The organism is Streptomyces curacoi (genome assembly GCF_001513975.1).
Classification (GTDB): domain Bacteria; phylum Actinomycetota; class Actinomycetes; order Streptomycetales; family Streptomycetaceae; genus Streptomyces; species Streptomyces curacoi.
The window spans coordinates 646,466-671,158 of the sequence record NZ_KQ947985.1 but is presented as its reverse complement, the minus strand read 5'-3'; the positions used below and the strand labels follow the sequence as shown (position 1 = coordinate 671,158).

General features: G+C 69.1%; 24 protein-coding genes. 11 read left to right on the top strand and 13 right to left on the bottom strand.

Annotation, left to right across the window (positions count from 1 at the left end):
* Nucleotides 1-128: 128 nt before the first annotated feature.
* Nucleotides 129-2,726, bottom strand: coding sequence for an ATP-dependent chaperone ClpB (gene clpB / locus AQI70_RS08560; RefSeq protein WP_062146074.1), 2,598 nt, complete (start codon nucleotides 2,724-2,726; stop codon nucleotides 129-131).
* 127 nt (nucleotides 2,727-2,853) lie between these two features.
* Here clpB and AQI70_RS08555 point away from each other — a divergent pair, with 127 nt between their 5' ends.
* The gene (locus tag AQI70_RS08555; protein WP_062146072.1) at nucleotides 2,854-3,267 is read left to right on the top strand and encodes a pyridoxamine 5'-phosphate oxidase family protein; all 414 of its coding nucleotides are present in this window, start codon (nucleotides 2,854-2,856) and stop codon (nucleotides 3,265-3,267) included.
* Nucleotides 3,268-3,421: 154 nt separating this feature from the next.
* On the opposite strand, the gene AQI70_RS08550 is transcribed toward AQI70_RS08555, so the two are convergent.
* Nucleotides 3,422-3,760: a Rieske (2Fe-2S) protein gene (locus tag AQI70_RS08550; RefSeq protein WP_037887237.1), complete on the bottom strand. Its 339-nt coding sequence runs from the start codon at nucleotides 3,758-3,760 to the stop codon at nucleotides 3,422-3,424.
* A 304-nt stretch (nucleotides 3,761-4,064) separates the two neighbouring features.
* Between AQI70_RS08550 and AQI70_RS08540 the strand changes: the two genes are divergently transcribed.
* Nucleotides 4,065-5,102 carry a helix-turn-helix transcriptional regulator gene (locus AQI70_RS08540; RefSeq protein WP_079051198.1) on the top strand — a complete coding sequence of 346 codons (1,038 nt, stop codon included), beginning with the start codon at nucleotides 4,065-4,067 and terminating at the stop codon, nucleotides 5,100-5,102.
* Nucleotides 5,099-6,091 carry a helix-turn-helix transcriptional regulator gene (locus tag AQI70_RS08535; protein ID WP_062146070.1) on the top strand — a complete coding sequence of 331 codons (993 nt, stop codon included), beginning with the start codon at nucleotides 5,099-5,101 and terminating at the stop codon, nucleotides 6,089-6,091. The genes AQI70_RS08540 and AQI70_RS08535 overlap by 4 nt, the downstream gene beginning before the upstream one ends.
* On the opposite strand, the gene AQI70_RS08530 is transcribed toward AQI70_RS08535, so the two are convergent.
* Together AQI70_RS08530 and AQI70_RS08525 are read right to left on the bottom strand one after the other, a co-directional pair.
* Nucleotides 6,045-7,136: a helix-turn-helix transcriptional regulator gene (locus AQI70_RS08530; RefSeq protein ID WP_062146068.1), complete on the bottom strand. Its 1,092-nt coding sequence runs from the start codon at nucleotides 7,134-7,136 to the stop codon at nucleotides 6,045-6,047. The two genes, AQI70_RS08535 and AQI70_RS08530, sit on opposite strands and share 47 nt — an antisense overlap.
* Nucleotides 7,137-7,458: 322 nt before the next feature.
* Complete coding sequence (locus tag AQI70_RS08525) at nucleotides 7,459-8,574, bottom strand: sugar ABC transporter substrate-binding protein (protein WP_062146066.1); 1,116 nt, start codon at nucleotides 8,572-8,574, stop codon at nucleotides 7,459-7,461.
* 315 nt (nucleotides 8,575-8,889) lie between these two features.
* On the opposite strand from AQI70_RS08525, the gene AQI70_RS08520 reads away from it, so the two are divergent.
* Both AQI70_RS08520 and AQI70_RS38410 read left to right on the top strand, forming a co-directional pair.
* Complete coding sequence (locus AQI70_RS08520; RefSeq protein ID WP_062146064.1) at nucleotides 8,890-10,611, top strand: fibronectin type III domain-containing protein; 1,722 nt, start codon at nucleotides 8,890-8,892, stop codon at nucleotides 10,609-10,611.
* A gap of 81 nt (nucleotides 10,612-10,692) precedes the next feature.
* Nucleotides 10,693-12,345 carry a fibronectin type III domain-containing protein gene (locus AQI70_RS38410; protein ID WP_062146062.1) on the top strand — a complete coding sequence of 551 codons (1,653 nt, stop codon included), beginning with the start codon at nucleotides 10,693-10,695 and terminating at the stop codon, nucleotides 12,343-12,345.
* Here AQI70_RS38410 and AQI70_RS08510 read toward each other — a convergent pair.
* Nucleotides 12,335-12,838 carry an ATP-binding protein gene (locus AQI70_RS08510; RefSeq protein WP_062146060.1) on the bottom strand — a complete coding sequence of 168 codons (504 nt, stop codon included), beginning with the start codon at nucleotides 12,836-12,838 and terminating at the stop codon, nucleotides 12,335-12,337. The genes AQI70_RS38410 and AQI70_RS08510 overlap by 11 nt on opposite strands.
* A gap of 243 nt (nucleotides 12,839-13,081) precedes the next feature.
* Between AQI70_RS08510 and AQI70_RS08505 the strand changes: the two genes are divergently transcribed.
* Nucleotides 13,082-13,963, top strand: a complete 882-nt coding sequence (locus AQI70_RS08505; RefSeq protein WP_062146058.1) for a helix-turn-helix domain-containing protein — start codon at nucleotides 13,082-13,084, stop codon at nucleotides 13,961-13,963.
* Between the two features lie 10 nt (nucleotides 13,964-13,973).
* A complete protein-coding gene (locus AQI70_RS08500; RefSeq protein ID WP_062146057.1) occupies nucleotides 13,974-14,156 on the top strand; it encodes a DUF397 domain-containing protein in 183 nt (60 codons plus the stop codon).
* Nucleotides 14,157-14,474: 318 nt separating this feature from the next.
* On the opposite strand, the gene AQI70_RS08495 is transcribed toward AQI70_RS08500, so the two are convergent.
* Genes AQI70_RS08495 through AQI70_RS08485 form a run of 3 tightly spaced genes read right to left on the bottom strand, consistent with a single transcriptional unit; the run spans nucleotide 14,475 to nucleotide 16,115 of the window.
* Nucleotides 14,475-15,326, bottom strand: coding sequence for a helix-turn-helix domain-containing protein (locus tag AQI70_RS08495; RefSeq protein WP_062146055.1), 852 nt, complete (start codon nucleotides 15,324-15,326; stop codon nucleotides 14,475-14,477).
* 23 nt (nucleotides 15,327-15,349) lie between these two features.
* Nucleotides 15,350-15,883 (bottom strand): DUF6879 family protein, encoded by a 534-nt coding sequence (locus AQI70_RS08490; RefSeq protein WP_062146053.1) that lies wholly within the window; start codon nucleotides 15,881-15,883, stop codon nucleotides 15,350-15,352.
* Complete coding sequence (locus AQI70_RS08485) at nucleotides 15,858-16,115, bottom strand: hypothetical protein (RefSeq protein WP_062146051.1); 258 nt, start codon at nucleotides 16,113-16,115, stop codon at nucleotides 15,858-15,860. Before AQI70_RS08485 ends, AQI70_RS08490 begins: the two co-directional genes overlap by 26 nt.
* Before the next feature lie 225 nt (nucleotides 16,116-16,340).
* Here AQI70_RS08485 and AQI70_RS08480 point away from each other — a divergent pair, with 225 nt between their 5' ends.
* From AQI70_RS08480 to AQI70_RS37160, 3 genes are all read left to right on the top strand, one after another.
* A complete protein-coding gene (locus AQI70_RS08480) occupies nucleotides 16,341-16,712 on the top strand; it encodes a DUF6415 family natural product biosynthesis protein (RefSeq protein WP_159042636.1) in 372 nt (123 codons plus the stop codon).
* A 93-nt stretch (nucleotides 16,713-16,805) separates the two neighbouring features.
* Entirely contained in the window at nucleotides 16,806-17,030 is a 225-nt protein-coding gene (locus AQI70_RS08475) for a DUF397 domain-containing protein (protein WP_062146047.1), read from the top strand.
* Nucleotides 17,031-17,110: 80 nt separating this feature from the next.
* Entirely contained in the window at nucleotides 17,111-17,590 is a 480-nt protein-coding gene (locus tag AQI70_RS37160) for a hypothetical protein (protein ID WP_079051197.1), read from the top strand.
* A gap of 38 nt (nucleotides 17,591-17,628) precedes the next feature.
* Here the strand turns inward: AQI70_RS37160 and AQI70_RS08470 are convergent, their stop codons facing one another.
* Nucleotides 17,629-18,078: a GNAT family N-acetyltransferase gene (locus AQI70_RS08470; protein WP_062146045.1), complete on the bottom strand. Its 450-nt coding sequence runs from the start codon at nucleotides 18,076-18,078 to the stop codon at nucleotides 17,629-17,631.
* A 200-nt stretch (nucleotides 18,079-18,278) separates the two neighbouring features.
* Here AQI70_RS08470 and AQI70_RS08465 point away from each other — a divergent pair, with 200 nt between their 5' ends.
* Nucleotides 18,279-20,354, top strand: a complete 2,076-nt coding sequence (locus tag AQI70_RS08465; RefSeq protein ID WP_062146043.1) for a fibronectin type III domain-containing protein — start codon at nucleotides 18,279-18,281, stop codon at nucleotides 20,352-20,354.
* 120 nt (nucleotides 20,355-20,474) lie between these two features.
* On the opposite strand, the gene AQI70_RS08460 is transcribed toward AQI70_RS08465, so the two are convergent.
* From AQI70_RS08460 to dnaK, 4 genes are read right to left on the bottom strand one after another with little or no spacing between them, the layout of a single operon-like run.
* Nucleotides 20,475-20,921, bottom strand: coding sequence for a heat shock protein transcriptional repressor HspR (locus AQI70_RS08460; protein WP_003999354.1), 447 nt, complete (start codon nucleotides 20,919-20,921; stop codon nucleotides 20,475-20,477).
* A gap of 5 nt (nucleotides 20,922-20,926) precedes the next feature.
* Complete coding sequence (dnaJ, locus tag AQI70_RS08455; RefSeq protein WP_062146041.1) at nucleotides 20,927-22,105, bottom strand: molecular chaperone DnaJ; 1,179 nt, start codon at nucleotides 22,103-22,105, stop codon at nucleotides 20,927-20,929.
* Between the two features lie 45 nt (nucleotides 22,106-22,150).
* Nucleotides 22,151-22,810 (bottom strand): nucleotide exchange factor GrpE, encoded by a 660-nt coding sequence (gene grpE / locus AQI70_RS08450; RefSeq protein ID WP_062146039.1) that lies wholly within the window; start codon nucleotides 22,808-22,810, stop codon nucleotides 22,151-22,153.
* Entirely contained in the window at nucleotides 22,807-24,654 is a 1,848-nt protein-coding gene (dnaK, locus tag AQI70_RS08445; RefSeq protein ID WP_062146037.1) for a molecular chaperone DnaK, read from the bottom strand. The genes grpE and dnaK overlap by 4 nt, the downstream gene beginning before the upstream one ends.
* Nucleotides 24,655-24,693 lie beyond the last annotated feature (39 nt).

Sequence of the window (24,693 nt, the reverse complement as noted above, 5' to 3'; positions counted from 1 at the left end):
GGGAGGGGGGTGGCAAGCCCTGACGGGCCTGTCAGCCCTCAGCTGACTCGATCCGGTCATCGGGGGTGACAAGGCCATGACCAACGGGCGGCCCCCAGCGGGTGACGGGCCTGCCAGGGCGCCGCTCCTTACAGCGTCTTCGCCGTCGCCGGCCCCACGATCAGCCCGTCCCCGAACGCGTCCACCCGGACCGTGTCGCCGTCCTTGACCTCCCCGGCCAGGATCTCCTTGGCCAGGCGGTCGCCGATGGCGGTCTGGATGAGGCGGCGCAGCGGGCGGGCGCCGTAGGCCGGGTCGTTGCCCTCGTCGGCGAGCCAGGCCAGGGCCTGCGGGGTGACCTCCAGGGCCAGCCGGCGTTCCGCGAGCCGCTTGGCCAGGCGGTCGATCTGGAGCCGGGCGATACGGCCCAGGTCGTCCTTGGTCAGGGCGGAGAAGACCACCAGGTCGTCCAGGCGGTTGAGGAACTCCGGCTTGAAGGAGGCCCGGACCACCTCCAGGACCTGCTCCTTCTTCTCCGCCTCGCTCGTGAGCGGGTCGACCAGGAACTGGCTGCCCAGGTTCGAGGTCAGTACCAGGATCGTGTTGCGGAAGTCGACCGTGCGGCCCTGACCGTCCGTCAGCCGCCCGTCGTCGAGCACCTGCAGGAGGATGTCGAAGACCTCGGGGTGCGCCTTCTCCACCTCGTCCAGCAGGATCACGCTGTACGGCCTGCGCCGCACCGCCTCCGTCAGCTGGCCGCCCTCCTCGTAGCCGACGTACCCGGGCGGCGCGCCGACCAGCCGGGCCACGCTGTGCTTCTCGCCGTACTCCGACATGTCGATGCGGACCATCGCCCGCTCGTCGTCGAAGAGGAAGTCGGCGAGCGCCTTGGCCAGTTCGGTCTTGCCGACACCGGTCGGGCCGAGGAAGAGGAAGGAGCCGGTCGGGCGGTCCGGGTCGGCGATGCCGGCGCGGGTGCGGCGTACGGCGTCGGACACGGCCCGCACGGCCTCCGTCTGGCCGATGAGCCGCTTGCCCAGCTCGTCCTCCATGCGCAGGAGCTTCTGGGTCTCGCCCTCCAGGAGCCGTCCGGCCGGAATGCCGGTCCAGGCCGCGACGACGTCGGCGATGTCGTCGGAGCCGACCTCTTCCTTGACCATGGTGTCCTTGGCGACTTCCTCCTCGGCGGCGGAGGCGGCCTCCAGCTCCTTCTCCAGGGCCGGGATCTCGCCGTAGAGCAGCTTGGACGCGGTGTCGAAGTCGCCGTCGCGCTGGGCGCGTTCGGCCTGCCCGCGCACCTCGTCGAGCCGTTCCTTCAGCTCGCCGACGCGGTTGAGGGACTGCTTCTCCTTCTCCCAGCGGGCGGTCAGGCCCCGCAGCTCCTCCTCCTTGTCGGCGAGGTCGCGGCGCAGCTTCTCCAGGCGCTCGCGGGAGGCCGGGTCGGTCTCCTTGTCCAGCGCCAGCTCCTCCATCTTCAACCGGTCGACGGCACGCTGGAGTTCGTCGATCTCGACGGGGGACGAGTCGATCTCCATACGGAGGCGGGAGGCCGCCTCGTCGACCAGGTCGATTGCCTTGTCCGGCAGGAAGCGGGAGGTGATGTACCGGTCGGACAGCGTGGCGGCCGCGACCAGCGCGCTGTCCGCGATCTGCACCTTGTGGTGGGCCTCGTAGCGGCCCTTGAGCCCGCGCAGGATCGCGATGGTGTCCTCGACGGTCGGCTCCGCCACCAGCACCTGCTGGAAGCGGCGCTCCAGAGCCGGGTCCTTCTCGATCCGCTCGCGGTACTCGTCGAGGGTCGTCGCACCCACCATGCGCAGCTCACCACGCGCGAGCATCGGCTTGAGCATGTTGCCCGCGTCCATGGCGGAGTCCCCGCCGGCACCGGCGCCCACGACGGTGTGCAGCTCGTCGATGAAGGTGATGATCTGCCCGTCGGAGTCCTTGATCTCCGCGAGCACGGTCTTCAGCCGCTCCTCGAACTCACCCCGGTACTTGGCCCCGGCGACCATGGCGGAGAGGTCGAGCGCGACGAGCCGCTTGTCCTTGAGGGACTCGGGCACGTCCCCCTTCACGATCCGCTGGGCGAGTCCCTCCACGACGGCGGTCTTGCCCACGCCCGGCTCACCGATGAGGACGGGGTTGTTCTTGGTACGGCGGCTGAGCACCTGCACGACCCGCCGGATCTCCTGGTCGCGCCCGATGACGGGGTCGAGCTTGCCCTCGCGGGCCGCGGCGGTGAAGTCGGTGCCGAACTTCTCCAGCGCCTTGTACTGCCCCTCGGGGTCGGCGGTGGTCACCCGGCGCCCGCCGCGGGCCTTCCGGAAGGCCTCCAGCAGCTTCTTCGCACTGGCCCCCTGCTGGGCGAGCACCTCGCCGGCCTGGCCGCCCTTGGCGGCGATGCCGATGAGGAGGTGCTCGGTCGAGAGGTACTCGTCCCCGAGCTCCTTGGCCCGCGCCTGGGCGTCGGCGATCACGGCGAGCAGCTCACGGTTGGGCTGCGGCGGCGCGACGGTGGACCCGGTCACGCTGGGCAGCGCGGCGAGCACCTTCTCCGCACCGGCGCGCACGGAGGCCTGGTCCGCGTCGACGGCGGCCAGCAGATCGATGATGTTCTCGTTGTCCTGCCCCTGGAGCAGAGCCAGGAGCAGGTGGGCAGGGGTGAGGTCCGGGTGCCCCTCGGTCACGGCCCGGTTGCCGGCCGCGTTGATCGCGTCCCGGCTCCTGTTGGTCAGCTCGGCGTCCACGTTGGCGTTCTCCTCCTGGCGTCAGCGTCTCCCAGTACTGACTGAATCAGCGTACACAAAGTTGAGTCCATTCCGCTCAAGATGGCCAGGGCTGGCGTTCGGGCGGCAGGGTCTAGGGTTCGTGGCCATGGCGGCATACCCTCAGGATCCCGGCGCGCCGGACGCGCCCTACCTCTCCTTCTGGCAGGAGAAGCACCTGTGCACCCTGACGACCCTGCGTCCGGACGGCACTCCGCATGTCGTACCCGTCGGAGTGACATACGACCCCGAGGCGCGGCTGGCTCGGGTGATCGCGAACAAGTCGAGCCGGAAGGTGGGCCATGTGCTGGCCGCCGGCCCGGACGGGGCGCGGGTCGCGGTCTGCCAGTTGGACGGGCGCAGATGGGCGACGCTGGAGGGGCTGGCGCACGTGCGGACCGACCCGGAGCGGGTCGCGGAGGCGGAGCGGCGGTACGCGCGGCGGTACGGGCGCACGCCCTCGCCGAATCCCGACCGGGTGGTGATCGAGATCGCGCTGAGGCGGGCCATGGGGCGGGGCTGACCGGTTCACCGACGATCGGTTCCAGCCGCTGCCAGAACCGGCGCATACGGGGAAATGTCCCCGGAAAACTGCAGCGGCGTCACCGTGTTCAGGTCACGGTGACGCCGCTGCGGGGGGAAGCACCTGAGCGATCTGTTACGACGGGGGAATCGCGTCAGGCACTGCGGGGGGTGGCTGAGATGGTCCTTTGGGCAGCCGGGGCTTCCGGCTCCACCAGTCGGTGGTCGCGCTGATCGAGGTTCACGAAGATCATTCCGTACCGGATGGCGCACCGTACGGGCTGCGGCGCCCCCCGAGGCCGCCGCAGACACCGGTAGGCCCGGACGTCCTCGTCCTCGTCCCGGGTGACGACGACCGGCTCACCGAAGACGGTCACCATCAGCGAGTCACCGGGGTGGGGGATCGCGGTGACCAGGTCGATGAAGTGCCAGCCGGAGCGGTAGGCGGTGGCCATTTCTCGACGAAAGGAACGATCGTCGGGTGGATTGGTCATGAGGTCGCACCACTCGGGTCGGCCGGCGCGGAGCCCCAGCCGGTGTCGTCCGTCGCGACGACTCCCTTCGGCTCAGTGGCCCCCCAGCCGGTGTCCGTCTGGGTCGTGCTGGCCGCTTCCACCACTCCCGCCCCAGCACCGAAGACCACGGCCGCAGAGAAGGCAACGGCAAGCGCCGATCGAAGCATTCTCTTGAACATAGTCGGCTTCGTCCTCACTCAACGAGTTCCCTTCCCCCGTGCCACGAAGACGATGGCTCATTCGGACACGTCAATGCCACAGGGGCGATGCATCATGTTCCTGCATGTTCAGGACCCTGGGGGGTGGAGATTTGCCTAACAATCACACAAAAGGGATACATCCCCATGCGATCACAGATCTCTGTGAGGAAGGGACGCAGCTGTATGCGACCGCGTTGAGCACCGGCCGCATCGCACGGGCCGAGATCGCCGAAGCCCCCTGCCTGCTCGACTTCGCCCTGCTGCACCCGGATCCTGACGACGAGAACTGGCTGCGCCCGGTTCCGCCCTCCGTCGTCCTCGCCCAGCGTCTTCATCCGCTGGAGCGCGAGATCCTGGACCGCCGGCGGATGTCCATCGAACTGACCGAATCCTTCGAGCCATTCATGGCGCTCAGCGCGCTCGCGCCCGCGCCCACGCACGCCATCACGGTGCTCGAAGGAGCCAAGCGGATCAACGCGGCGCTCAACCTCGCGACAGCCGAGTGCCGCCACGAGGTGCTGACCGTGCAGCCGGGGGGCGGGCGCAGCGAGCACATACTCAAGCAGGCCCTGGAACGGGACCGCCCGCTGATGGAGCGGGGCGTGCGCATGCGGACGCTCTACCAGCACACCGTGCGGCACAGCCTGGGGACCATGGCCTACGTGGACGTCATGTCACGCGGCAAGGTCGAGATCCGCACGCTGGAGGAGCTCATAGGGCGGCTCATCATCTGCGACGAGACGGTCGCCTTCGTACCGGCCCACGACGATCAGCAGGTCGCCCTCGAACTGCGGCATCCCGGGCTCGTCAAGTACCTGATCAAGGTGTTCGAGAACCTCTGGAGCCGGGCGACCCCCCTGCGCGAGGAGGCCCCCTACGAGCCCACCCGCGACGGCATCACCGGCGTCCAGCGCTCCATCGCGCGACTGCTCGTCGAGGGGCACGTCGACGAGGCGATCGCGCGCCGCCTCGGCATGAACGTCCGCACCTGCCGCGCCCACATAGCCAAGCTCGCGACCGCCCTGGGCAGCGGCAGCCGCGCCCAGCTCGGCTACCTCATCGCCCAGTCCGGGCTCCTGGACGAGGACCACCCGATACCGGGGGGAGACGCCCACCCGTGACCGAGGCGCATCCCCACCCGGACAAGGAACTGTGCGAGGCGGGCCTGAAGCTGTACGAACGGGCCCTGCACGACGGCCGACTGCGCGCCGAGGACGCCGCGCCCGCCCCCTGCCTGGCCGATCTCGGCCTCCTCCAGCCCACCGCGGAGGACCTCGACTGGCTGGAACCCGTCGCCCCCGCCGTCGTGCTCCACCGACTGCTGAGGGCCTCCGAGGACCGCATCGCGGACGAGCGGCGACGCGAGCAGTTGCTGGCCGACACCTTCGAGCCGCTCATGCGGATCGACGGCCGGCGCACGGCGGCCTCGGACAACCCGGCGATCACGGTGCTCAGCGGCACCCGCCGGATCAACGAGGCCATCACCGAGGCCATGACCAGCGCGTCCCAGGAACTGCTGAGCATCCAGCCCACCACCCACCACGGCGACGGGCGCGTCGAGAACGCCCAGGCCCTCGCGCTGGACCGCGACCAGGCCCTGCTGGACCGCGGTGGCCGCATCCGCACCCTCTACCAGCACACACAGCGCTACCGGCCGCTCGTCATGGCGCGTTACGAGCAGCTCAGAGGCGACGCCGAGGCCCGCACCCTGGACGAGGTCACCGACCGGCTCATCGTCCTCGACCGTACGGTCGCCTTCATCCCCGGCAACAAGGACCGCACCCTCGCCCTGGAGATCCGCCACCCCGCCCTGATCGGCTACCTCGTCACCACCTTCGATCGGCTGTGGCGGCTGGCGACCCCCATGTACCCCCAGGCCGTGCAGCAGCCCACCCTGAACGGCGTCACCCCGCGCCAGCGCGCCATCGCGAGCCTTCTCATCGAGGGCCACACCGACGCGTCCATAGCCGACCGACTCGGCATGAACATCCGGACCGTCCGCGTGCACATCGCCAAACTCGCCGTCACCCTGGGCAGCGAGAGCCGCGCCCAACTCGGCTATCTCATCGGGCAGTCCGGGATTCTTGACCAGGCAGACCAGGACTCCTGAGCATGGCCGGCCCGTCGCCGCCGGACGACTGCGCCGGCGTTGTCGCCGGGGCCGGTGACGGCGAGCGCCGCCCGTCCAGCCCCACCTGGGCGATACGGACACCGAGTTGCGTACGGCTCGCCGCCCCCAGCGTCTCCGAGAGCCGTGCGATGTGCGCCCGGCAGGTACGGACGCTTATCCCCAGCCGCTCCGCGATCACCGCGTCCTGGTGGCCCTCAGCGAGCAGTGCCGCGATGGACTGCTCACGATGGGAGATCCCCTCGATGCCGGTGTCGGGAAGCGGGGCCGTCAGGGGGATCGCCAGCCGCCACAGCCGCTCGAAGACCGTGACCAGATAGTGCACCAGCGCCGGATGCCGAAGCTCCAGCGCCATCGTGCGGTCCGCGTTCGCCGGGATGAAGGCGACCGTACGGTCGAAGAGGATCAGCCGGTCGATCACCTCGTCGAGTGTGCGGGCCTCCACCGAATCGCCCATCAGCTCAAGGTAGTTGAGCAGTCCCTGGCCGTGCCGGGCCACATGGGTGTACAGGTCGCGCATCCGCACGCCCCGGCCCCGCAGCGCCAGCGCCCGGTGCAGGCCCTCCGTCAGCTCGTGCTCGGGACGGATGCCGCCGGGCTGAACCGTCAGCACCTCCGTCGTGCACGCCTGGGTGGCCTCGTCCAGCGCGCCCTGGATGCGCGCGTCACCCTCCAGTACCCGGATCGCCGTGCCCTCCGCGCCGGCCGTCTGCGGCGGACGGGGGCCGAGCCCGGCGTACCACTCGAACGCCGCAACCGCCGAGCCCATCCGCCGCTGGCTCGCGCTGACCTCGTCGTACACCCCACGCAGCAGCCGGGTCATGACCTCCTGCGGGGAGGTGGGCACCAGCCAGTCCATGTCGTCGGGGTCGGGGTGCAGCAGGGCCAGCTCCAGCAGGCAGGGCACCGGCTCCGCGTCCCGGCGCGGCACCCGGCCCCGCCGTACGGCCCGGGAATACACGCGATCCCCGGCCTCGCACAGTCGGTCGGCACCGTGTGGATGCTCCTCCGTCCCGTGCCCGGCCATCGCCCATCCCACCCCCGGTTCCCGCCTCGTGCGTCGGCTCGCTCACCCGCGCTTCCGCAGCGCAACTATGCGCGGACCGTCTCTGCTCCGCAACACGGCTCGCCTCGGCCCATGGCCCGAAACGCCCCATGAAGCGTGCGATGTCACCCCCTCCGTTCTCTTGCCGTGCAACAAGCTGAAGGTAGCGGTGAAGCAGAGGTGGTGTGCCCGTTCCGCCGCGGTTGGGATGGGGCGGGGCGGCACCGCGGCCGCGTCAGGCCGGACAGCGGGGTACGGGGCAGGGCGAAGGCCCGGGGAAGGGGGCCCCGGGGCCCGGGCGCTGCTACTTGTCGAGGCCCGCCGCCAGGCAGGCGGCCTTGTACTTGGTGGTGCAGATTTCGGACAGCTGGTAGATGCCGTCGGCGAGGACGGTCTCCTCGATGTTGTTCTTCGTCAGGGCGACCACGGGCACCAGCAGCGCCGGAATGTCCTTGTCGGTCGGGCTGTCGACCTGGTCCTGGGTGAGCGAGTCGAACTGGATGTCCCGGCCCTGGACCTTGGCCACGGCCATCTCCGCGGCGCTCTCGGCCTCCTGCGGGTACGACTTGTACACGCTCATGTACTGCTCGCCGGTCAGGATCCGCTGCACGGCGTCCAGTTCGGCGTCCTGCCCGGTGATCGGCGGCAGTTCGGTCACCCCCGCGGCCTCAAGGGCCTTGATGACACCGGCGGCCATGCCGTCGTTGGCGGAGTAGACGCCCTTGATGTTGTTCGAGCCGATCGCCTTGATCGCCTGGGCCATGTTGGCCTGGGCGTTCTCCGGCTTCCAGTCCTTGGTGTCGTACGACTTGGCGATCGTCACCGTGCCGTTGAGCTCGGACAGGGCACCCGCCTTGAACTGCTTGGCGTTCGGGTCGGTGGGCGAGCCGTTCATCATGACGATCTTGTCGGCGGAGTCGACGTCGGTGCCGCCCATGGCCTCCAGGAGCGTGCGGCCCTGGACCTCGCCGACCAGCTCGTTGTCGAAGGAGACGTAGGCGTCGATCGGCCCCTCGGCCAGGCGGTCGTAGGCGATGACCGGGATCCCGGCGTCCTTGGCCTTCTGCACCCCGTCGGCGATGGCGTGCGCGTCGACGGCGTCCAGCAGGATCACGTCGACCTGGTCGTCGATCATCTTCTGCAGCTGACTCGCCTGCTTGGCCGCGTCCGCGTCGGCGTTCCGGTAGACGACCTTGCCCTGCCTGTCCGTGAGCTCCTGGACCTTGTTCTTGATGATGGGGTAGTCGAACTTGTCGTAGCGCGTGTTCGCCGTCTCCGGCAGCAGCAGCCCCACCGTGATGTCGTTGCCCTTGGTCGGGCTCGCCTCACTGCCGTCCCCGGCGACGCCCAGTGCCCCGCACGCTGCCAGCGAGAGGGTCATCGTGGACGCGGCGGCCACGGCTGTGGCGATACGGCGCATGGGGCGCATGGGACGCATATGAGGAGCTCACTTCTGGTGCCATCGGGTCACGGGCGCGCCATTGCGCCCAGATGACTGAAAAGCCAACGCGCCGACGGCCCCCAGCGTCAAGCGGAACTACTTAACGAGTGCGCAACACCACGCTCCGCTGCGCCCGTGAAGACAAGACGGAATCCTCTCCAAACACCGTTTACGCCCTCTCCACCCCTACGCCTCGAACACCGGTCGGAGATCCGTACAACCAACGCCATTCCTCGCGAGTCGTGATCAGGACAGCTTCTTCGACGGCTGTCCAATTCTCGACCAGAGGACCGAATGAACCCAGCCAGACGCACGACCGCCGCAGCCGCGACGGCCGTCGTGCTCGCCACCGCGGGCGGCCTCCTCACCGCGACCGCCGCACCCGCCTCCGCCGCCACGACCTGCACCTCGCCGGTCTTCAAGCGACAGTTCTTCGCGAATACGACATTCTCCGGCACGCCGAAGAAAACGGACTGCGACTCCGCGATCGACCAGAACTGGGGCACGGGCGCCCCGGCCTCCGGCTTGCCGACCAACTACTTCGGCGTCCGCTGGACGGTCACCCGCGACTTCGGCTCCGGCGGCCCCTTCACCCTCTCCGCCTCCGGCCTGGACGGCATACGGGTCTACCTCGACGGCACCCGCAAGATCGACCTGTGGAAGAACACCTCCACGACCGTCTCCAAGACCGTCAACCTCACGATCCCGTCCGGCACCCACACCCTGCGCGTCGACTACGTCAACTGGACCGGCAGCGCCAAGGTCAAGTTCGGCTACGTGCCGCGCACTTCGGCGACCGTGGACACCGTCAAGCCGCTCGCTCCGACCGGGGCTTCGGTGTCATACGACACGGCGACGGGCAAGGCCACGATCCGTTGGGCGAAGAACAAGGAGATGGACCTCGCCGGATACCGCGTGTTCCGGCGCCTCAAGGGCGCGTCCTTCGGCAGCACTCCCCTGGCGACGACGACGGCGACGACGTACACCGACACGGCCCTGCCGGTGAGCGGCGACACGTACTACTACGAGGTCCGCGCCTACGACAAGGCGGGCAACGTGTCGTCCGGTACCGCCGATCTGGCCGTCACCACCGTCGACCGGTCCGCGCCCGCCCTGCCCACCGGGCTGAGCACCGCCTCCGAGGCGGAGGGGCTGCGGGTCGGGTGGAGCGCGGTCGAGGGAGCGGCGTCGTACCAGGTGTACCGGGCGGCCAGTGCGGACGGGGCCTACAACCGCCTCGGGACCACTAGCGGGCTGTCGTACCTCGACGCCTCGGCCGTCGAGGACACCACCTACTACTACCGGGTGACCGCCCTCGACGCGGCGGGCAACGAGTCCCCGTGGTCCGCCGCCGTCACCGGAAAGCGCCGGGACCTCACACCGCCGTCCGCCGTCACCGGGGTGACCGTCACGCCGACCGAGTACGGCTTCGAGGTGCGCTGGGACGCCAACCCGACCGCCGACCTGGCGAGCTACGCGGTGCGCCGGGGCGAGCTGTGGGGGGACGAGGAGGAGCAGGTGTGCTCCCTCTACCCGGGCTTCCACGTCTCGGCCGACACCACTTCGTACGCGTACACCACGCTCCCGGACGGCGAGGAGTCCTGCTTCATCGTCGACGCCATCGACGACGCCGGGAACTCCTCCTTCCAGTGGACCGGCGAGGCCCAGATCGTGACGGCGACCGAGTTCGACACGACGCCGAGCGTGGCGACGCCGGAGGGCTCGCCGCTGACGCTCACCGCGACCGGCGCGGAGGGCGACGAGGGGAACCTGCTGGAGTGGCACGGGCTGGGCGAGTCCGCGCCGGAGCAGGCGGGCGGTTTCCGTATCTACCGCTGGAACCCGGCGACCTCGGCGTACGAGAAGATCGCCGCCCCGGCCTCCGGAGCCGTCCAGTACTTCGACACCGGCGCCCGCCGCGGCACCACGTCCTACTACTGGGTGACCGCCGTGGCCGACGACGGCACCGAGTCCCTGCCCGCGGGCGACTGGGCGGTCACCGCACCGGCCGGCTGACCGTACAACCAATCCCCGGCCCGGCGAGTCCTGTTCGGCGACAGTGATCACCACCGTCGCCGAACAGGACTGAAGGACCGCATGAACCCAGCAAGAAGCACGACCGCCGCAGCCGCGACGGCCGTCGTGCTCGCCACCGCGGGCGGCCTCCTCACCGCCACCGCCGCACCCGCATCCGCCGCCACGACCTGCACCTCGCCGGTCTTCACACGGCAGTTCTTCGCGAACACCACCTTCTCCGGCACGCCGAAGAAGACCGACTGCGACAGCGTCATCGACCAGAACTGGGGCACCGGCGCCCCCGCCTCCGGCCTGCCGACCAACTACTTCGGCGTCCGCTGGAGCGTGACACGGGACTTCGGCTCCGGCGGCCCCTTCACCCTCTCCGCCTCCGGCCTCGACGGCATCCGCGTCTACCTCGACGGCACCCGCAAGATCGACCTGTGGAAGAACACCTCCACAACCGTCTCCAAGACCGTCAACCTCACCATCCCCTCCGGCAAACACACCCTCCGCATCGACTACGCCAACTGGACCGGCAGCGCCAAGGTCAAGTTCGCCTACACACCGCGCACTTCGGCGACCGTCGACACCGTCAAGCCACTCGCCCCCACGGGCGCCTCCGTCTCCTACGACCCCGCCACCGGCACGGCGAAGCTCACCTGGGCGAAGAACAAGGAGATGGACCTCGCCGGATACCGCGTCTACCGCCGCCTCAAGGGCCAGGGATTCGGCAGCACCCCGGTCACGACGACGGCGACGACGTACACCGACACGACCCTGCCGGTGACCGGCGACACGTACTACTACGAGGTCCGCGCCTACGACAAGGCCGGCAACATCTCGACCGGCACCGCCGACCAGCCCGTCACCACCGTCGACCGCACCAGCCCGGAGCAGGTCACCGGCCTCACGGCGAAGGGCACCACGGCGGGCAACACGCTCACCTGGCAGGCCTCCGCCGCGACGGACGTCCATCACTACGAGGTGTGGGCCGCGCCCGACGGGCAGCAGGACACCGACGGACCCGATATCGTGCTCGCCGCGTCCTACACGGACGGCCGCGCCGAGGCGGGTACGGGCTACACGTACAAGGTGCACGCGGTCGACGGCGCCGGGAACGTCTCCCCGGTCTCCGCCCCGGTGACGGCCACCCGCCCCGCGCCCTCAGGCGCCCCCGCCCCGACCGGGCTCACCACCGCCGTCTACGACGACCGGACCGAGATCCACTGGGATCTGCCCGAGGACTCCGGCCAGTACAACGTCTACCGCCGCACCGACGGCGGCTGGACCGCCATCGGCAGTGTGCGTGGCGGCGGGTGGGAGGACCGCGTCGCTCCGGCGGGCAAGGCGTCCTACTACGTCGTCGCCGTGGAGAGCGGCACGGGTGCCGAGTCGGCGCCCTCCGCCGAGATCACCGTCGACCGGCTCACCCCGGCCAGCCAGATCGGCCCGGCGGCACCGCGGCTGACGCTGGTGTCCGCGGGCGGCACCCGGTTCCCCATCCAGATCACGGCCAAGCCCGGCGCGGGTGACGAGGGACGGCTGCTCAAGGGGTACTCCTGGGAGATCTCCGGCGCCTGCGGCGTCAGCGGCACCCGCCTGTCCACCACGGGCACCATCGAGTGGACGCCGCCGTACAACGGCCCCTGCATGGCGACGGTGTTCGCGGTGGACGCCTACGGGCGCATGAGCCAGCAGAGCGCGTCGCTGGAGTTCATGGTCAACCGCTGACCCACCGCTGCCCCGCCTCGGTCCCGTGATCGCCACCCCGGTCACGACGCCCTTGGCGGGGCCCGCCCTTCACACCCAGCTCGAACCACACCCCCTTGGCGAACCGCCCCGCCCTCTCCTCGGCGACGCCCCACAGGTCCGCCATCTCCTCGACGAGCGCGAGCCCCCTTCCCCAGCAGGCGACAACCCTGCCCGCCGGGTACGCGACGACCGGCGGGTCGGGACTCTCGTCGAAGACGCTGACCCGGAAGCGGGCCGGGGTGAGCCGGATGCGGAGCATGGCGGTGCCCTTGGTGTGCAGGTGGACGTTGGTGACGAGTTCGGAGGTGCACAGGGCGGCGGGCATGACGAGGTGCTCCCGGTCGTGGGTGAAGAGGACGGCGCGTACGAAGTCGCGGCAGACGCGGGGGGCGGTGGCGTCGCCGGGGGCGAAGAGGCTGTACTCGTGGCTGAGTTGAGTGCAGCGGTGGGCGGCACGGCGGGATGCGTCCATGAGCAGTGGCTCCTGTCGAGTGGGATTCCCGTCACCCGGCGATGGCGTCGCCCGCGCGCGCCTGGGGGGAGGGGCGGGTGCTCTGTCGGCTTATGGGCAGGGGAAGTTGAGCGACTCCGACTTGTTATCGGAAGCGCACTCACCGTAGCGATATAGGGTTCTCGCGAGCAACCTGTTCGCTGTAGCCGATGGACTAACCCCTCTTGAGGGGGCAGACTTTTGGCCGACCGCCAAGGAGAACCCGTGGGACTGCGCACCACCATCAGCGAACGACAGCGACGACTCGGCTTCGAGCTCAAACAACTGCGCGAGCAGGCCGGGTTGACCACCACTGAAGCTGCCGACCGGATCGGCATGACGCGCGGGCAGCTGGGCCACATCGAGGCCGGCCGGACGTCGGTCCTCACCGAGCGACTGCTCGACCTATGCCGAATCTACGGTTGCTCGGAGGATCCCTATATCCAGGCACTGGTCGCCATGTCCGAGGCCAGCGGCAAAGGCTGGTGGCGTACATACAGGAAGCACCTCGGGCCCGACCCCCTGAACCTGGCCGAGCTCGAATCGGAGGCTGTGGCCATCCGGACGCACGAGCCGCTGTTCATCCCGGGCCTCTTCCAGACCGAGGACTACACGCGCTCCATCTTCACGAGCCCCGACCTGGGTTTCACGAACATCGAGGAGGGGTTGCGGTTCCGCATGGAACGGCAGCACATCCTGACGCGCGACAACCCGCCGTCCGTGCACGCCATCATCCACGAGTCCGCGTTGCACATGAGGTTCGGCAGCGCCAAGGTCGTACGGGAGCAGTTGCTGCACCTGATCGAGCTGGCGCGACTGCCGAATGTGACCATCCAGATCTATCCCTTCACGGCACAGGCGCATGCCGCACTCACCGGCAACTTCGCGCATGTCATCCCCGCCGAGCCGCGGTTGGGCACCGTCGTGGTGGAACAGCTCCTCGGCTCCCACTACTTGGTGCAGCAGCACGAACTTGACGAGTACCGCTCCCTGTTCGACCGAATCGCGGAGAACGCACTCGCGCCCATCGACGTATCGTTGGCCCCCGAAGCACACTCGGTGAAGGACTCGCTGGCCCTTATTCAGCACGTGCTCTACACCCTCTGAGGAGGCTCGGATGCCCGAACTGCACTGGCAGAAGTCGTCATACAGCGGCGGCCCCGAAGGCAACTGCCTCTACGTCGCCACCGCCCCCGACGGAACGATCCGCCTCCGCGAGAGCGACGCCCCGGACGTCATCCTGACCACGGCCCCCGATGGCCTCGCCGCCCTCCTGCGCACCCTTAAGGCCGATCAGTGACGTGTCAGGGCACCACCACTCGTCCGCATCGTCACGTACCGGCCTCAAAGACCTCAGCCCATTCGGCGAGCGACCGTCTCGCCGCACGCTCCGCAAGCGCGTGTTCGGCGAAGTAGTCGAAGATCCGGTCGTAGTGGGGATGTCCATCGCCTGGCGCAGCACCGCGCGCCCGGTGAAGCCTTCCAACGTCGCCAGAGTGGTGTCGTACAGGGTGAAGGTGTTGAGAGTTCATGCTGGACTCTGGCCGCCCCGGATGCTGGTTCCAACTTCATCTGAACTCCCTTGATGGCTGGACACCGGCCATCCGTACAGGCTGCGTCACCGCAGGGCCTCGATGGCCTTCAGGATCAAGGCCCGTGCCTCCGCTCCATACACAGCCATGCTGCGCAGTTGCTCAAAGGCCTTGAGGTACAGGGCAATCTCAGAGGGCTGGGTGATGTTCACCTCGGCGGAGAGAAGTTCGACGGACACGAGTGTGTCGTCGTGCACGTCGAACGTCTCCTGTGGCCACAGGGCACGCTCGCGCGTCGACATCGGGATGATGCCGAACGACACCGCCGGCAGCGCGCCTGCGGTGAGCAGGTAGCCCAGCTGTGCGGCCATCGCCTCCGAGTCCCCGAGCTGGTAATAGAGCACGGCTTCCTCGACGACCATCACGAATCGGTGCCCTGGTTCGTGGATGATCTGTGAGCGCTGCAGGCGTGCTGCGGCGGCTTCAGCCGCATCGTCGGGGACGCCGAGAAATCGGGCGTTGCTACTGAGCAAAGCCTGCGCATACCCCTCGGTCTGCAGTAGCCCCGGGACCAAGACCGGCGAGTACACGCGCAGCAGGCTCGTCGACTTGTACAGCTCCACGTAACTGTCCTGCAGCTTCCGCAGGCCCGTGCGCACGCGCTGGCGCCACTCCCGGTAGAGGGATTCCGCATGCTGTGAGGCTGCGATCAGGTCGGGGGCCTGGTCGGTGGCGCCGGTGGCACGACACCACAGACGGATGTCGGTGGGCGATGGCGGTGTCCTTGCGTTCTCGATACGGGAGGTCTTGGAATGGTGCCAGCCGCATCGAGAGGCCAGCTCAGTGACCGTCAGACCGGCGTTTTTCCTCAGATCGCGTAGTTGCCGTGCCACGTTTTCGCGCGCGGCCTGGGCTGAGGAAGACGGAGAGAGGGGCATGAGCTGGCCAGTAGTGCTTTCTGTCAGTGAATCTCGTACTCGTCATGCGGGACGGCGCGTTCCCAGACTGCCTCAAAAGCGTCCGCGCACTGTTTGACGATGCCCGGCTCGGCTCGCAGTTCCATGGGCGGATCGCCCCAGTTGCCATCCCCGGTGAAGTGATTGAAGAGGACTTGCGTCCCGTCAAAGATCCACAGGTCGGCTCCTGGAAGTACCAGGTCTACGGCGCGTCGGCGGGGCAACCAGCGGACCTGTTCGCCGGCCTGCACGTTGACTGCGGTTCCGGCGTGCTCGTATCGGATGTAGTCGGTGACGGGTTCGGACACGATGCGGGCACGCCGTACGACGACTCCGCGGGCGACGGCTCGGGAGATCATGTCGACCCAGGGCGCCCAGTATTCGGAGTTGGGATCGGCGTCGCGCTGCCCGTTACGGAGCCAGGCGTTGAAGTCGTCCGCCTCGTCACCCACGGCGTACTGGTCGCGCATCTCGAGGTGCACGGCCGAGTGTTGTGCGGCTTCCATGAGCTCGTCAAAGCTGAGCGCGTTCTGCGACATCGCAGGCCTCCCTGAGTACAGGCACCAGGCGGGCAGGGATGCGGATCACTGTCTCGTGGGCGGGAATGCCCTTGGTGTGCCCCGGTGCAGTGTTCTCCACGCACTGGGTCTGTGTCTCCTTGTCGGCCGTGTAGCTCTGGATCACGATGTCCGCGCTCTCCAGATCCACCCATGCCGTTGGTGACCCGTTCTTGCCTGTGTCCGGGTCGATCCCGATGAACTGTAGGTCCATGGCTGCCTTCCCTGGCGGTCCGTGCATGGATGTGCACCACACTCAAGCTCTATTGGCGCCGGGTCAAGAGCACGAAGTGGCCAGTTGGCCAGTCACTACGCTCCACGCACATTGGTGCACATCAATGGTCGTACTGCCCACCACCGTCGTAGCGTCGGGCTTGCCACCGGACCTCGGCGAGGCAGCACGCCCCCCGAGGCATGGCCGACGCTGAGGAGCGCCAACGTGAGACAAGGTGCCGATCTTGAGGTGATGCGGGAGAGCGCGCGCCAGCTGCTCGACCCGGATTCGGTGCCGGACGTGCTCCCCCCTAGCCGTGCCGAGTTGGACACGCTCACCCTCAAGCTCCGTGGGCACCTGGAACTTCTCGCCCCCGAAGTCGAGCAGGCAGCCCTCGTAATCCCCAAGAACGAGGCCCTCCGCTACTGCGCTCTCGCCTGCGTCGGCGAGGCGTGGGGAAGGCTGCGGATCAGCCCACCTTCGGAGCTCAGCTCCGGCGTCTCCTACGCACGGCGTATCGCCCGCGTCCTCAACGCCCTGTGCGATCACTACGAAACCCTGAGCAGTCACCATCGCTGCAAGCGATCCGGCCCTTGAACCGCCCTCCTCCCCCCCATGAACTCCCGCCCGACGCCCCGGGCGGCGGCGGTCAGCCATGGCCGCGATCAGTTGAGCAGGAAGGTGCAGTAAATGCTGAACGGAACCGACCTGTACGCACTCGACATCAACGGGGCCTCCTTCGCGAAGGCATGCGGCGGCCCCTGCACCGAGGGATGCGTGACCCTGGCCCGAATCGGCGACGATGCCTGGGCCCTCGGCGACAGCAAGCAGCCCGACGCGCAACCGCTCCGCTTCACCACGGAGGAACTGGACGCCGCCGGCATCGACCCCGCGCGCTTCGGCCTGCACGTCTGACCCTCCCCCCTCCAGTCGGCCCCGTCCACCCAACGAGGCCGACTGGTCACCTTCACCTCCGAGTCCGACAGGAACGACGGGTGCACCATCACGGCTATCTGTGGACCGGCCCGAAAGCGCGCTTCGACCAGGAGGCCCTACGGCGGCCTCCGCATCCCGAGCCGCCCCCGGCCGGAAGCCGACCCGAGCTGATCCAGCGGTACAGGGAAGTGGTCGCAGAGTTCCCCGTCGTAGACCTGCCGCCACTGGAGACGGCCTACTGGCTGATCAAGCCCCGAGCGCTGGTGCGGGGAACATGGCACGAGCCGAAGGAGGCGGCGGCCTGGCTGGGAGAACAACTGGCCCAGTACTCAGCCCGGTTCACCGCCGAGACACAACGCGACACGACTTACCTGGCCCGACTGGTCGACTCCGCAGCCGAGCGACTGCGCGGAGGCGGCGACGTATGCCACGGCTTTCACCTCGAACGCCCCTCGTTTCTGTCGGTGTCGGTGGTGTCGTGCTCCCCGAACCGTGCGAGAACTGAACTGTCGTGTCCTGTCGAATGGTCAGAGCAATGAGAGGGGTCGTACGGGTCCCTGGACTGTGATGAGTGGCGCTAACGGTCCACGCCGACCGTTTTCTGCAGGTACACGTCCTGATGACCACCCGGCACCCCGTCGAGGCGCCCCGTCTCGTGATACCCCAGGCGCTTGTAGAACTCGGGTGCCTGGAAGGAGTAGGACGACACGAGGATGTCGGTGCACCCCCGGCGCCCCGCCTCCGCCTCGGCCTCCCGCATGAGCTTCGTGCCCCATCCCGCGTTCCGCTGGTCCTCCCGCACCCAAAGCATCTCGATGCCGCACAGAGTGCCCCAGACCCATCCGGTGAGGCCTCCGGCGAGTTCACCCGCGGCGTCGGTGGCCCGGACCGAGAACTCGACGGGTTCGCCGGCTCCGGTGGCCCGGGCGTTGAACGCGGTCAGTTCCTGATCGAGCCGCCGGGAAAGCTCCTCGTCCTCCCCACCGACCTGCAACGAGGGGCCGGTGGGCTCATGGTCAACGGTCATGTCCGCACTATCGCACCGAGTCCCGGCACCACGCCTTCGCTTTTCGTGCGGCGGAGGTGGGCGGAGGCGGGCACGGCACGCCTTGGACGCCTGGCAGTCCGCCCAAAGTCACAGGCGAACCCGTACAACCCCCAGCCCGCTCCACGAGTCGTGATCGTCGCCCCCCTTCCCCGGCCAACGACGATCACGACCGAGGATCCATGAACCCAGCAAGAAGCACGACCACCGCGGCCGCCGCCGCTGTCGTGCTCGCCACCGCGGGCGGCCTCCTCACCGCGACCGCCGCTCCCGCCTCCGCCGCCACGACCTGCACCTCGCCGGTCTTCACACGGCAGTTCTTCGCGAACACCACCTTCTCCGGCACGCCGAAGAAGACCGACTGCGACAGCGTCATCGACCAGAACTGGGGCACCGGCGCCCCGGCCTCCGGCCTGCCGAGCAACTACTTCGGCGTCCGCTGGAGCGTGACACGGGACTTCGGCTCCGGCGGCCCGTTCGCTCTTTCCGCCTCCGGGCTGGACGGCATCCGGGTCTACCTCGACGGCACCCGCAAGATCGACCTGTGGAAGAACACCTCCACAACCGTCTCCAAGACCGTCAACCTCACCATCCCCTCCGGCAAACACACCCTGCGCATCGACTACGCCAACTGGACCGGCAGCGCCAAGGTCAAGTTCGCCTACACGCCGAGGACTTCGGCGACCGTCGACAAGGTCAAGCCGCTCGCCCCCACGGGCGCCTCCGTCTCGTACGACACGGCGACGGGCAAGGCCACGATCCGGTGGGCGAAGAACAAGGAGATGGACCTCGCCGGATACCGCGTCTACCGCCGCCTCAAGGGCCAGAGTTTCGGCAGCGCTCCGCTGGCGACGACCACCTCCACGTCGTACAGCGACACCCCGCCCGCGACCGGGCAGACGTACTACTACGAGGTCCGCGCCCACGACAGAGCCGGCAACGAGTCGACGGGCACCGCCGATCTCGCCGTCGTCACCCCGGACCGCACGGGCCCGGCCGCGCCGACGGGGCTCACCGCGCACGGCGATCTGCACGGGATGGTGCTCGGCTGGAACCCGGTGGCCGACGCGGCCGGTTACGAGCTGTACGAGAAGGATTCGGCCACCGGCGGGTACACCCTCGTCGAGAAGGTCACGGGCACGTCGTACGTCCACGGCGTGGGCGACCGGGAGACGCCGCGCACCTATGTGGTGCGCGCCTACGACACGGCCGGGAACGCGGGCGCGTACTCGGCGTCCGTCACCTCCGACGGCGTCGACCGGACGGCCCCGGCGGCGCCCCAGAACCTGGTGGTGAAGGCGGAGTCCGGCGTCACGCGTCTGTGGTGGAGCGCGCCGCAGAACCCCACGCAGGACGAGCTGGCCAACGGCGCGCGCTTCAGCGTGCTCCGTTCGGAGGGCACCGCACTCGGCGCCGACCCGGTGCGGGTCACCTGCGCGGAGGAGGACCGGTCGATCAACACCAGCCTGGAGACGTACTCGCTCTACTGCACCGACGAGAGCTTCGAGCTCGACACCACCTACACCTACGGCGTCACCCTCACCGACGGCGCGGGCAATGAGTCGGCGGTCTCCAACACGGTCACCGTGACCACCGAGGACACCCACCCGCCGCTGCCCCTCACCGGTCTCACCGCGACGCCCCGCGCCGACGGCACGGTCCTGCGCTGGGACCCGCCGGCCGACGACGACATCGCCTCCTACCGCGCGTTCCGCGGGGTGCGGCAGAGCGACGGGTCGGTGAAGTGGCTCGGTGAGCCGGCGCGCTGCGCGGACAAGGGCGACGACCCGCTGGCCATGATGTGCATCGACATCCCGGACGGCGAGACCTACGTCTACACGGTGATCGCCACGGACGTCTGGGGCAACACGCTCTCCCTCCTTGACCCCTCCGTCCCCACCGTCACCGCGACGGAGCTGGACATCGTCCCGGGCGAACCCATCGGCAAGGACACCGGCCCGGTGACCGCCGGCGGCGGCTGGACCGTCTCCGAGCAGCTCAACCCGGCCCGCTGGTCGTGCAACGGCGACGTCTGCGACACCATCACCGAGTACCGGGTGAGCCGCTGGAACACCGCGACGCAGGCCTACGAGCCGGTGGGCACCGCGGCGGCGGTGGCGGGCACCAAGGAATACTCCTTCACCGACCAGACGCAGCCGCTGGGCTCGGTCTCGTACTACCGGGTCGTCGGTGTCCTCGCCGACGGCACCGAGACCGCGGCCGCGCACCCGTGGGTGATCCGGCCGGACCTGGTCTGACGGAACATGCGAAAGGGGCCCGGAGGTTCGGTGAAACCTCCGGGCCCCTTCACATGTGCGCCTGCCGGTCAGTCCTACATCTGCGTCTGCCGGTCAGTCCTTGGATACGCAGCCTGCCGGTCAGTCCTTCGCCTTCTTCGGCCGCCACACCACCAGCGCGCTGGTCTGCTGCACCTCCTGGTACGGCACCAGATCACGGCGGTACGACGCGTGCACCGCCGCCTCGCGCTGCTGCATCGCCGCCGCCGCGCCGTCCAGGGCCGCCTGGAGTTCGGCGACCCGGGACTGGAGCGCGGCGACCTGGTTCTCCAGTTCGATGATGCGCTTGATGCCGGCCAGGTTGATGCCCTCGTCCTGCGACAACTGCTGGACGGTCCGCAGCAGTTCGATGTCGCGGGCCGAGTAGCGGCGGCCCCGGCCGGCGGTGCGGTCCGGAGACACCAGGCCCAGGCGGTCGTACTGGCGCAGCGTCTGCGGGTGCAGGCCGGAGAGCTGGGCCGCCACCGAGATGACGTAGACCGGGGTCTCCTCGGTCAGTTCATACGGGTTGCGTCGACGACCGTCCATCTGACTCATGCTCCCTTCGCGGCCTGGAACAGCTCCGCCCGCGGGTCCTCGCCCGCGGTCGCCTCGCGATACGCCTCAAGCGCGTCACGAGCCTTCCCCGTCAGGTCCTTGGGGACACTCACCTCCACGGTGACCAGCAGGTCGCCGCGGGTGCCGTCCTTGCGGACCGCGCCCTTGCCCCGCGCCCGCATGGTGCGGCCGTTGGGCGTGCCGGGCGGCAGTTTCAGGGTGACCGGCGGTCCGCCGAGGGTGGGGACCCTGACCTCGCCGCCGAGGGCCGCCTCCGCGAAGGTCACGGGGACGGTCACCGTGAGGTTGTCGCCCTTGCGGCCGAACACCGGGTGGGCGTCGACATGCACGGTGACGTACAGGTCGCCCGCCGGGCCGCCGCGCTCTCCGGGCGCGCCCTTGCCGCGCAGGCGGATGCGCTGGCCGTCGGACACCCCGGCCGGGATGCGGACCTGCATGGTGCGGGACGACTTCGCCCGGCCGCTGCCCTTGCACTCCAGGCAGGGGTGCTCGGCCATCAGCCCGCGCCCCTTGCAGTCCGGGCACGGGTCGGTGAGGGAGAAGCCCCCGCCCGAGCCCCGGGCCACCTGGCCGGTGCCGACACAGGTCGGGCACACCCTGGGCGTGCCGTTCTTGTCGCCGGTGCCGGCGCAGGCCTTGCACGGCGACTGCGAGGACATGCGCAGCGGGACCGTCGCGCCCTCGATCGCCTCGGTGAAGCTGAGGCTGACCTCGGTGTCGATGTCCTGGCCACGCCTGGGCTGGGTACGGGTGGTGCCCGTACCGCCGCGGTTGAACAGGCCCCCGAAGACGTCACCGAGTCCGCCGCCGAAGCCGCCGGCTCCCCCCTGCCCCTGGGCGCCGCCTCCGAAGAGGTCGCTCAGGTCGAAGTTGAAGGAGCCGCCGCCCGCGCCGGGCCCCGGACGGAAGCCGCCGTTGCCGAAGAGGGCGCGTGCCTCGTCGTACTCCTTGCGCTTCTTGGGGTCGCCGAGGACGTCGTTCGCCTCGGAGATCTCCTTGAAGCGCTCCTCCGCCCGGGCGTTGCCCTTGTTGGCGTCCGGGTGGAACTCGCGGGCGAGCTTCCGGTACGCCTTCTTGATCTCGGCCTCGGTGGCGTCCTTGGGGACGCCGAGGACCTTGTAGTAGTCCTTCTCGATGAAGTCCTTGGTGCTCATCCTCGACGTCCCTCCTTCCTGATCGCGTTGCTCGTCAGTTCAACGTCAGCCCTCGTCCGGGCCACCGCTCTCCTTGTCGTCGGCCGCCGCGGTGTTCTCGTCGGACTCCTCCGCCTTGACGGTCTGCGCGCCCGGCTGGGGCTCGGCGACGGCCACCCGCGCGGGGCGGATGGTGCGCTCGCCGATGCGATACCCCGGCTGGAGGATCGCGACGCAGGTGGTCTCGGTGACGTCCGGCGCGTAACTGTGCATCAGGGCCTCGTGGATCGTCGGGTCGAAGGGCTCGCCCTCCTTGCCGAACTGCTGTAGGCCCATCTTCGCCGCGACGGTCTCCAGCGACTCCGCGACGGACTTGAATCCGCCGACGAGCTCGCCGTGCTCCCGTGCGCGGCCGATGTCGTCGAGCACGGGCAGGAGCTCGGTCAGGAGGTTCGCGATGGCGATCTCCTTGACCGTGATCCGGTCGCGCTCGACGCGGCGGCGGTAGTTCTGGAACTCGGCCTGGAGCCGCTGGAGGTCCGCGGTGCGCTCTTCGAGCGCCTTGCGCACCTGGTCCAGCTGGGCCGTCAGACCGGCGATCTGTGCTGATGCGTCCCCGGCCGGGGCCGCCCCCTCCTGGGGAGCGGCCGCCGGCTCGGCGTCTTCAGGGGTGGCGCCGGAGGGGACGTCAGGCTTCTCGTCGAAGCCCGGGGTCTCCTCCGTCACGCGGCACCGTCCTTGCGCTCGTCGTCCACGATCTCGGCGTCCACGACGTCGTCGTCAGCGGCCTTGCCACCGGCGGTCGCGCCCTCGGGGCCGCCCGCGGCCTGCCCGGCCTGGGCGTCGGCGTACATGGCCTGGCCCACCTTCTGCGAGACCGCGGCGACCTTCTCGGTGGCCGCGCGGATCGCGGCCGTGTCCTCGCCCTTGAGGGCGGTCTTCAGCTCCTCGACGGCGGCCTCGACCTCGGTCTTGACCTCGCCGGGGACCTTGTCCTCGTTGTCCTTGAGGAACTTCTCCGTCTGGTAGACGAGCTGCTCGCCCTGGTTGCGGGTCTCGGCGGCCTCGCGGCGGCGGTGGTCCTCCTCCGCGTACTGCTCGGCCTCCTGGCGCATCCGGTCGACCTCTTCCTTCGGGAGCGAGGAGCCGCCGGTGACGGTCATCTTCTGCTCCTTGCCGGTGCCGAGGTCCTTCGCCGTGACGTGCATGATGCCGTTGGCGTCGATGTCGAAGGAGACCTCGATCTGCGGGACGCCACGCGGCGCCGGCGGCAGACCGGTCAGCTCGAACATGCCGAGCTTCTTGTTGTACGCCGCGATCTCGCGCTCGCCCTGGTAGACCTGGATCTGCACGGACGGCTGGTTGTCCTCGGCCGTCGTGAAGATCTCCGAGCGCTTCGTAGGGATCGTGGTGTTGCGCTCGATCAGCTTGGTCATGATGCCGCCCTTGGTCTCAATACCGAGGGACAGCGGGGTCACGTCGAGGAGCAGGACGTCCTTGACCTCACCCTTGAGGACACCGGCCTGGAGCGAGGCGCCGATGGCGACGACCTCGTCCGGGTTCACGCCCTTGTTGGCCTCCTTGCCGCCGGTCAGCTCCTTGACGAGCTCGGCGACGGCGGGCATACGGGTGGAGCCACCGACGAGGACGACGTGGTCGATCTCGTTGATGGAGACGCCGGCGTCCTTCATGACGTTGAAGAACGGGGTCTTGCAGCGCTCCAGCAGGTCGGCCGTCAGCTGCTGGAACTGAGCCCGGGTGAGCTTCTCGTCCAGGTGCAGCGGGCCCTCGGCGGAGGCGGTGATGTAGGGCAGGTTGATCGAGGTCTCGGTGGACGAGGACAGCTCGATCTTGGCCTTCTCGGCGGCCTCACGCAGGCGCTGGAGGGCCATCTTGTCCTTGGCGAGGTCCACGCCGTGACCGGACTTGAACTGCTGCACCAGGTAGTCGACGACGCGCTGGTCCCAGTCGTCACCACCGAGGTGGTTGTCACCGTTGGTGGCCTTCACCTCGACGACGCCGTCGCCGATCTCCAGCAGGGACACGTCGAAGGTGCCGCCACCGAGGTCGAAGACGAGGATCGTCTGGTCGTCCTTGTCGAGGCCGTAGGCGAGCGCGGCCGCGGTGGGCTCGTTGACGATGCGAAGGACGTTCAGACCGGCGATCTCGCCGGCCTCCTTCGTCGCCTGGCGCTCGGAGTCGTTGAAGTAGGCGGGGACGGTGATGACCGCGTCGGTCACCTTCTCGCCCAGGTAGGCCTCGGCGTCCCGCTTCAGCTTCTGCAGGATGAACGCGGAGATCTGCTGCGGGTTGAAGTCCTTCCCGTCCAGCTGGATCTTCCAGTCCGTGCCCATGTGGCGCTTCACGGAACGGATGGTCCGGTCCACGTTGGTGACCGCCTGGCGCTTGGCCACCTCGCCGACCAGCACCTCGCCGTTCTTGGCGAAGGCGACGACGGACGGCGTGGTCCTGGCGCCCTCGGCGTTGGTGATGACGGTGGGCTCGCCGCCCTCCAGAACGCTGACGACGGAGTTAGTCGTGCCCAGGTCGATGCCGACCGCACGTGCCATGGTTGATTCCTCCAGCTGACTTGAGTGGAACGGACTCAA